The sequence below is a fragment of the Kineosporia babensis genome (assembly GCF_021129305.1).
Classification (GTDB): Bacteria; Actinomycetota; Actinomycetes; order Actinomycetales; family Kineosporiaceae; genus Kineosporia; species Kineosporia babensis.
The window spans coordinates 439,655-448,001 of sequence record NZ_JAJOMB010000002.1; the positions used below are offsets into that span (position 1 = coordinate 439,655).

Sequence of the window (8,347 nt, forward strand, 5' to 3'; positions counted from 1 at the left end):
AAAGGAAGGTCCGATGGTCGACAAGATCACGATCAACGAGGCTTACCTCAACGACCGGATCACCCAGTTCACGAACTACGACGCCGAGGCGTACGCCCGGCTGCACTCGTTCGGCTGGGGCGGGGTCACGGGTAATCTCTCGGCACCACTGCGGATGGGCGTTGGCCGCACCGAGTTCACCCCGGGTGCGGACCTGCTCGCCGCGGCCGAGTCGGTCCGGGAGAACTTCAAGACCCGGATGACGCAGTTCAAGGAGCAGTCCCAGCACCTCTACAGCGGTCTGCAGGGCTTCCTGGACAACCAGGAGGAAGTGCAGTCGCTGAACGAGACGTCGGCGGCGGAGTTCGGCGGTTACGTCGAGCAGGCCTCCAGCGGGCTCGGCTCCGGCGGGAGCTCCACGCCGGCGGCGTGATCCGCAGCGCAGCAACGAAAAACCGATAGAACGGCCGGCCGGTGCGGATGCGCGCCGGCCGGCCGCACGGCTCAGGAGTGATGGGAAGCCATGGCAGGCTACGAAGTCGGCGGCACGATTCAGGACGTCGTGCTCCAGGTGCTCGGCTGGGCACTCGGCGGCGGGCTCGACGGCTCCATCAACAACGACGTCACTCCTGAGGTGGTCGGCCAGCCGGGGCGCGGGCGCTGGCTCACCGCCAAGAAGCAGGACAAGCTCACCGCGGGCTGGAAGCCGGGGGCGACCGACGACGCGCTGCGGTTCTGGCGTAAGCACCCGGGCACGCACGTGGAGTGGATCGACATCAAGATCGCCGGCACCGGCGAGGGCGACACCACCATCCGCCACGAGGACACCGGTGCCTTCCAGGGCAGCCTGGCCTCGATCCGCGACGCCTGGGGCGGTTTCTACACGGGTGTGCCCCGGTACCTGGGCAGCGGCGCCGACTCCCGGCTGAACCCGAACAGCATCGCCGACACCCGGTTGCTGCTGAGCAAGGTGGCCGACTACTACGAGCTCAAGCACTCCGAGATGAAGGCCGAGGTGGACAAGTTCAACCGGGACGAGGACTCGTTCCGGGGCTCGGCCAGCGAGACCTTCCTGCAGCGGATGCAGACCGCGATGGTCAAGGTCGAGGACGTGCAGTCCAAGATGCGGCTGTGGGACACCGCCTTCACCAACGCCTACCACGGCGCCCGGCTGTTCCAGGACGCGCTGATCAACGACCTGAACAACCTGCGCGCCAAGTACGACGGCACGATCTTCAACCCGCACAACTTCGTGATCAAGGCGCTGAACAACGCGGGCGTGGAGAGCACCTTCAACCAGACCCGGGACACCACCTACACCGACAGCTACGGCAACACCCACACCGTCGATCTCAAGCCGAACGAGCAGCTCAACGCCAGCGGCGGGCTGACCCAGGGCGGGATCAACGGTGACTCCGGCGGTGGGCTGATCACCGACCAGGTCGGCAACTGGTACACGATCATGATCACCATCCCGAACCTGCCGAACCCGGGGCCGTACAACGTCTTCGACATCCCGTCCTGGGGCGTCATCGACGACCAGATCCGCGGCCTGTGGGCCAAGACCGTGCTGGACGCCTTCGGCGACACGATCACCGCGGGCAAGCAGCTGGTGGTGGACTTCAACAACGCCTCGGCGGTGATCATCCCGCCGGACATGAAGCCGAACCCGAAGATCGGCAACCCGAACGTGGGGCCGAACTCGAACCTCAACATCCCCGGGCTCGGCGGCGGCCCGAACCTGAACATCCCCCCGTTCGACTGGGGCAACGGCCCGAACCTGAACATCCCGCCGTTCGACTGGGGCGGCGGCCCGAACCTCAACATGGACCCGAACGGCCTCGGCGGGAACAGCAATCTCAACCTGGACCCGAACGGCCTCGGCGGGAACAGCAACCTCAACCTGGACCCGAACGGGGCCGGGGGCGGCAACCTGGATCTGGACGGCAACGGGATCCCGGACAACGAGGAGATCCCCACCGGCGGCATCGGGGGCGGCGGGCTGGACCTGGACGGCGACGGTCTGCCGGACATCCCGGAGACCGCCGATTCCTCCTGGGCCACCGAAGATCCCACCGGTGGGGTCGGCGGGAACGGGCTGGGGCCGGACGGCACCCAGAGCCTGGCCGAGGTCCCGACCGGTGGGGTCGGCGGAGGCGGGCTGGGGCTGGACGACTCCGGTCTCACCGAGAACCTGGCCGAGCTCCCGACCGGTGGCTCGGCCGGCGGCCTCGGGCTCGGCGGTGAGGACGGCCTCGGTCTCGGCGGTGAGGACGGACTCGGCCTGGGCGGTGAGAACGGGCTCGGTGGGGTACCGGTGCCCACCTCGCTCGGCCAGCTGGGCCCCTCGCAGCTGGCCAAGCTGCGCGACTCCGGGGCGCTGGACGACCAGCCGCTGACCGACGAGATGCGCCAGGCGCTGACCGAGGCCGGGGTCCCGGCCGGCGGCAACATCTCCAACCTGGGCGAGCTGACCGATGAGCAGCTGGACGCGCTCTCGGACGCCGGCCTGCTCGACGACATCCCGCTGAGCGCCGACGACCAGCAGATCCTCTCCGACGCCGGGATGCTGACTCCGCAGGACCTGGGCGACCTTTCGTCCGGTCAGCTGGGCGCCCTGCAGGAAGCCGGGGCGCTCGACGACGTCCCGCTCACCGGGGCGATGACCGATGCCCTGGCCGAGGCCGGGATGCCGGCCACCGGCGGCAGCCTGGGCGATCTGAGCCCGCAGCAGCTGGACGCCCTGCAGGAGGCCGGGCTGCTCGACGACCTGGCCCTCACCCCGCAGGACGAGCAGATCCTGCAGGACGCCGGGCAGCTGGGCAGTTCGGCGGCCAACGACCTCGGCGACCTCTCGGCCGGGCAGCTGGGTGCGCTCTCCTCGGCCGGGGCGCTGAACGACGTGCCGTTGACCGGGGACATGCGCGACGCCCTGGCCGAGGCCGGGATGCCCGCCTCCGGCACGCTCGGCGACCTGAACGCCGAACAGCTGGGTGCCCTGCAGGACGCCGGTCTGCTGGACGATCTGGAGCTGACCCCGGAGGGCCAGCAGATCCTGGCCGATGCGGGGATGCCCGCCGGTGGCGCGAACAACCTCGGTGAGCTCACCGCCGATCAGCTGGGTGCCCTGCAGGAAGCCGGCGCGCTCAACGGATACCCGCTCACCGGGGAGATGACCGACGCTCTGGAGGCGGCCGGTGTCCCGTTCGACAGCGGCTCGCTGGGCGACCTGAGCCCCGAGCAGCTGGGTGCCCTGCAGGACGCCGGTCTGCTCGACGACCTGGACCTGTCCGCCGAGGACCAGGCGATCCTGGACGAGGCCGGGCTGGGTACCAGCGGCGGCCTGGACCTCGGTTCCTCGCCCACCACCCAGCCCACCGACCTCGGCGACCTGACCGGCGGCCAGCTCGGCCAGCTGGCCGAGTCCGGTCTGCTGGACGACATCCCGGTCACCCCCGAGCAGCTCGCCGAGCTGCAGGCCGACGGTCTGCTCGGCGCCGACACCTCGGGCATCGAGTCGCTGGGCGACCTGACCCCGGTCCAGCTGCAGGACCTGCAAAGGGCCGGCCTGCTGGACGATCTCGACCTGACCCCCGGCCAGATGGCCGAACTGGGCCTGGACGACAGCGGTCTCGGCAGTGGGCTGGGTACCGGTTCCGGCCTGGGCTCGAGCACCCCGGGGTCCACCGGCGGCAGTCTGGGTGGCCTGGGCAGTGGTCTGGGCGGCGGGATCGGCGACAGCCTGCTGCCGGAGTCGCTCGGCTCGAACACTCCCTCCAGCGCGTTCCCGACCGCGATCGACACGACGGACATCGGGGGCGGCGGAAGCCTGGGCGGCGGTGGTGGTGGCGAGCTGGGCAGCGCGACCCCGCTGAAGAACGTCAGCCAGCCGATGTCGAACACCATGGGTGGCGGCGTGGGCCTGGAGTCTGCCGGGCTGAAGCCGGTCGGGGAGATGGCCGGGCAGAGCAACATCGGCTCGCTCGGCACCTCGATGGCCGATGCCCAGGCGGCCGACGCCCGTTCGGCGATGTCCGGCATGGGTGGCATGCCGATGATGCCGCCGATGGGTGGCATGCCCAACGCCGGCAACCAGGGCGGCAAGGACCGGGAACGCAAGACCTGGCTCACCGAGGACGAGGACGTCTGGGGTACCGACCCGGACTCCCCGGCCGCGGTGATCGGGCGCTCCGACGACGACGGCCAGGAGGCGGCCGAGGAGCCGTCGGTTCCCGGCTTCCCCACCCCGGCCCGGCCCGGCCCGCGTCCCGACTACGAACGTCGTCCCGGCCGGGGCTGAGTTCGATTGTGTACCGGTAGTTCTCGACAGAGTGGCTGGAAAGACCAGCCGGACCAGGAGCGATGAGAAGCCATGCCTTACGATCCGGGCAGCACGATCGAGGACATCATCAACAATGTGCTCGGCTTCGCCCTCGGGGCGCCCGGGGGTGCCGGGTCGATCGACCGAACGGTCACCCCGGCCGTGGTCGGGCAGCCGGGCTCGGCCGCCTGGCTGGTGGTGACCGGTCAGGGTGAGCAGCCCACGGTCGGCTACAGCACCGGCCAGACGGCGGGGAAGCTCACCTTCTGGCGCCGGGTCGACGAGGAGCGCAACCAGTACATCGAGATCCAGCTGGCCGGCTCGCCGAGCATCGACAACCTGGACACCGGCACCCCGGGCTCGGGCAACCTGGTGCTCACCCGGGACGCCTGGCAGGCCTTCCACGCCCAGGTGCCCAACCTGATGGGCAACGGCAAGGTGCTCGACCCGGTGAGCATCGACGAGACTCGTAAGTGGTTCGCCCAGGCGGCCGAGTACATGGGCCTGAAGATCGACGAGATGGCCCGCACCCTGGAGAACCTGGACCAGGACGCGGAGTCGTTCCGGGGCTCGGCCAGCGAGACCTTCGTGCAGCGGGTGACCAACGCGATGGCCAAGGTCGAGGGGGCCCGGGAGAAGGCCCGGGCCTGGGACCGGCGGTTCGAGAACTCCTACCACGGGGCCCGGATCTTCCGGGACCAGGTCACCCGGGAACTGACCGAGCTCGGCACCCGCTACGAGGGCGCCCTGCTCAACCCGATCAACTTCGTGATCAAGCTGATGAACAGCGCCCGGGTGGAGTCGGTGGCCGCGCCCGAGGGCACCACCCCGGCGCAGAACGTGATGATCACCATCCCGGAACTGGGCGCCGCCGGCGGCCCGTTCGACGTTTTCAACGGGGCCAGCTGGAGCGCGCTGGACGCGGCGATCCGGGCGAAGTGGGCCACCGAGGTCTCGCAGGCTTTCCCGGACACCATGGTTGCCTCGCCGCAACTGGTGACCGACTTCGGCGACGGCGCGGCGGCCCTGCGCGGCCAGCCCACCCCCGGCGAGGTCGACATCAACGCGAACGACCCGGGCGCGAACTCCAACCTCACGATCGGAGGCCCTGGCCCCGGCACCGACGTCCCGGGCGACAACGCCGGCCCGGGTGCGAACAGCGGTGGCGGTCCGGGGGCCGGAACCCAGAACCTCTTCCTGACCGAGGGTGACACCGGTGGTGGCCCGGGCAACGAGACCAACAACTTCACGAACGATCCCGGTGGTCCCGGTGGAGCCGGCGGCAACGAGAACAACCTGCGTACCGCCGATCCGAACGCCGGCCAGACCGCCAATGTGAGCACCGGCGGTTCGGAGAACACCTTCCAGGCCGGTGGCGGCGGTGGCGGGGGCCTGCTCGGAACCGACGGCGGTCCCGGCACCGGCGGTGACGGCGGCCAAGGCGGCGAGGGTGCGGGAGCGCAGGCGCGCGGCGTTGTTCCGCCGGTCGGTGCGTTCGGCGTGGCGAACACGGCGAACGCTGCGAACTCCGACGACGGTGTGGGCGGGGGCAGCGTCGGCGGCCTTGGCGGCAGCGTGGGCGGGATGAGCCTGGCCCAGCTGCAGGCGGCCCAGAACGCCGGTGATCTCGACCAGTTCCTGATCACCGACGCGATGCGGGACGTCCTGCGCGACGCCGGCCTGTCGGCCGACGGGGCGGTGACCCTGGGCGAACTGAGCCTGGACCAGCTGGCCGCCCTGCAGGACGCGGGGCTGCTCGACAACCTGTCGATCGGGGCCGGCGGCTCCGCGGATCCGGGCGGCAGCTTCGCCGCAGAGTCGGCTTCGCGGGACGACGACGGTGGTGCGGGCGTCGGCGGCGGGTTCTCCGATCTCCAGGACGACTTCTCCGACGGCACCGGCACGTTCGGCACGGTGCAGGTGGGCGGGGGCGGTGGTGGCTTCACCGGCTCGAGCAGCCTGCTGGGCGGTACGAACCCGCTGGGCGGCGACGGCTTCCTGGTCGCCGACAGCGATCTCGGCACGATGAGCCCGGCCCAGCTGGACCAGCTGCTGGACAGCGGGGCGCTGGACGACGTCGCGATCACCGACCAGATGCGCACGCTGCTGGGTGCTTCCGGGGCCGGCGCGGACTGGAGCTCCTCGCTCGGCGACCTGACCCTCGATCAGATGCTGACGCTGCAGGACGGCGGTCTGCTGGACGGCGTGACCGTGGCCGGTGACGGCGGCTCGGACGGCAGCTCGCTGTTCTCGGCCAGCACCCTGGACCTGACCACGACGAACGACCTCGGTGCGGACATCCCGCAGGACCTCGGCGATCTCAGCATGGGGCAGCTGGGCGACCTGTCCGACTCCGGCCTGCTGGACGGGATCGCGCTGAGCGATGCGCAGCTGGACGAGCTCGGGGTGGGCGGTTCCGGCCTGGAGGTGCTGGGCGACCTGAATCCCGCTCAGCTGCAGGATCTGCAGATGAGCGGTCTGCTCGACGACATCGGGCTGACCCCCAGCCAGCTCAACGAACTCGGGGTCGACGGCCTCGGCTCCGGCACCGGCGGGCTCGGCGCCGACCTGCCCGCCAGCCAGTTCCCCACCGAGGTGGACTCGCTGCAGGTCGGAGCGGGCAGCGGGCTCGGAGCCGGCGGCGGGGGCGGTACCTCGATCGGCAACATCTCCCAGTCCGGGGCCACCAACCTGGGCAGCGGATCCGGATTCTCGGTCAAGGCCTTCGAGCCCGGCGGAGCGATGGCCGGAGCCCAGCACGCCGGCACCCTGAGCGTTCCCTCGGCGCTGGCCAGCACCGGCGGTGGAGTGGGAACCGGTGCGATCGGATCCGAGAGCACGGGTACCAGCCGCGCGGGCGGGATGCCCCCGATGATGCCGATGATGCCCGGCGGTGGGGCCAACGGCCAGGAACGTAAGCGCAACCGCAACCTTCAGGTCATCGATGTGGACGACGTCTGGGGCGCCGATCCGGACTGCGCTCCGGCGGTGATCGGCCGGACCGGCCAGCTCCCGGGTAGTGTGCCAGAGGTTCCGGTGCGTCCCGAGCACGATGTGGACACCAGCGTCGGTCAGGTCCCGGGCCGCGCCCGGCGTCCCGAAACCGGCCGCTGAGCAGGCCCGATCCGTGGTGACAGGAGGATTTCCGATGAAGCCCGACGAGAACGCCTCGAGCGATTTCCGCGAGGCGCAGGACGAACTGGACCGGGTGCGGCAGCTGGCCGACGACATCCGGGCCCGGGGCGAGGCGGCCACCTACAAGGCGATGCCGAAGAACAAGATGTTCACGGTGACGGTCGGTGGCCGGGGTGAGGTCCGTGACATCAGCTTCCGATCGGACGCCTACCGCTCGCTTGCACCGGCCGAGCTGGGTAAGCTTCTGGTTTCAACCATCGAAGAGGCCAGGGAAAAAGCGATTTCGACGGCGATGGCCAGCATCGGTGAGATCTCACCGACCAGTGCCATGCCGCTTGACCTGCTGAAACCTGCTGCTTCGATGGACGACCTGATGGACAGCCTGCTGAATGCGGCCGGGCAGTACATGCCCGCCACCGCGCTCGACGACATCCCACGCCGAAAGGGTTTCTCGTGACCGAGCGGATCGAGCACGACCCGGACTCGCTGGCGCGCAAGATCCCGATGCTCGTCCAGGCCCGGAACCTGCAGGCCCAGACCGCGCAGAACCTGAAGAGCGACATGGGCCGGTACGGCGACCTGCTGGACGGCGGGACGGCCACCGACGAGCTGTCGCAGAACGTCATGAAGGTGGTGGAGAACGCGGTCACCGTGGGTACGAGCGTGCTCGAGGCCCTGAGTGAGGCGATCGGCTCGCACGCCGAGGGTGTGAACAACGCCAAGACGGTGCGCGACAACGCGGGTGAGAACGCCACCACAGCGGGTGACTTCATGGCCCCGGGCAGTGGCGGAACGGTCGGAAGGCACTAACCGCAGGACGTAGGGCAAGCACGGGGAGAGCGGGCCTGACCAGGCCCGCTCTCTTCGCATGTAGAGGGTTGACGACGTAACGGCTCCGGAAGGGGGTGCAGG

General features: G+C 70.2%; 5 protein-coding genes. All 5 read left to right on the plus strand.

The annotated features are described in order from the left end of the window. Positions 1-13: 13 nt before the first annotated feature. The 5 genes from LR394_RS05305 to LR394_RS05325 all read left to right on the plus strand — a co-directional run bounded on the left by LR394_RS05305 (position 14) and on the right by LR394_RS05325 (position 8,245). A complete protein-coding gene (locus tag LR394_RS05305) occupies positions 14-412 on the plus strand; it encodes a hypothetical protein (protein ID WP_231439230.1) in 399 nt (132 codons plus the stop codon). Between the two features lie 90 nt (positions 413-502). Next, a complete protein-coding gene (locus LR394_RS05310) occupies positions 503-4,279 on the plus strand; it encodes a hypothetical protein (RefSeq protein WP_231439231.1) in 3,777 nt (1,258 codons plus the stop codon). A 72-nt stretch (positions 4,280-4,351) separates the two neighbouring features. Further along, entirely contained in the window at positions 4,352-7,414 is a 3,063-nt protein-coding gene (locus LR394_RS41265) for an autotransporter outer membrane beta-barrel domain-containing protein (RefSeq protein ID WP_269328659.1), read from the plus strand. Positions 7,415-7,448: 34 nt separating this feature from the next. Next, on the plus strand, positions 7,449-7,892 hold the full coding sequence (locus tag LR394_RS05320; protein ID WP_231439232.1) for a YbaB/EbfC family nucleoid-associated protein: 444 nt from the start codon (positions 7,449-7,451) through the stop codon (positions 7,890-7,892). Beyond that, positions 7,889-8,245 carry a hypothetical protein gene (locus LR394_RS05325; protein WP_231439233.1) on the plus strand — a complete coding sequence of 119 codons (357 nt, stop codon included), beginning with the start codon at positions 7,889-7,891 and terminating at the stop codon, positions 8,243-8,245. The genes LR394_RS05320 and LR394_RS05325 overlap by 4 nt, the downstream gene beginning before the upstream one ends. Positions 8,246-8,347 lie beyond the last annotated feature (102 nt).